General features: G+C 49.8%; 1 pseudogene. It reads right to left on the bottom strand.

Annotation, left to right across the window (positions count from 1 at the left end):
* Positions 1-893: pseudogene (locus WAO84_RS17155) on the bottom strand (SprB repeat-containing protein); the annotation flags it as partial.

Raw genomic sequence — 893 nt, 5'->3', positions numbered from 1 at the left:
CCCGGGGTTGTGATGGTAAACTGATTGGATGCCTGTGGTGTTCCCGAAGGCAACAGGATATATTCGTAGTTACCAGATCCTCCGGAAACGATAATATCTACGATTTCGGGTTGTGTACAGTCAATAGCCTGTACCTGGGTGATCGAATTTATAGCGATTCTTTGAATAGGATCAACGATCTGGTTCACAGGGAAGGTACATCCGTTAGCATCCTGTACGATGATGGTATAGGTGGCATCGGCACTTACATCAAATACACCTGCGTTGTCTATAAAGTTGACTCCGTCAATACTAAACAGATAAGGAGCGGTACCTCCTGTGGGAGTAACGGTGATCTGGGCATCGTTTTGTGCATTATTGGCGGGATCACAGGTAAATATAGTAGCAGTGGCGGTAGCGGTAAGGTCTGCGGGTTCACCTATGGTAATAGACAGAGTATCTTCACATCCTTTAGCAGATATAACGGTTACGTTATAGGGTCCTGCCACAAGTCCTGAGAAAAAGGGATCGGTTTGTGTGGTGGTCCCTCCGTCAAGGCTGTATAGGAATGGCGGATCATCGGTAGCATTGAGGGTAACGGTAATGGTACCGTCATTTCCACCAAAGCAGCTTACATCGGTAGCGCTGAGGGAGAAGTTCACAGGAGCCGGCGGATCGAGTGTAATGGTCACGGTGTCGGTACAGTTAGAGGTGGTATCTTCGATCTCGAAGGTATAGGTGCCATCAGTGAGGGCACTAAATACATTGGAAGCCTGGAAGGCTCCTGCAGCGGGAGCGATGATACGATACTGGTAGTTCCCTGATCCACCTGTGGCGGTAAGGGTAACTTCACCTGCGCCGGCCGGGCTACAGAACACCTCTGCGGTGATGGCAGCCTGTAACGTCAATGGCGG

It is taken from the genome of Ascidiimonas aurantiaca, from assembly GCF_037646345.1.
Taxonomy (GTDB): Bacteria; Bacteroidota; Bacteroidia; order Flavobacteriales; family Flavobacteriaceae; genus Ascidiimonas; species Ascidiimonas aurantiaca.
Note: the sequence above shows the minus strand (reverse complement) of the source record. Positions and strands in the feature narration are given on the sequence as shown.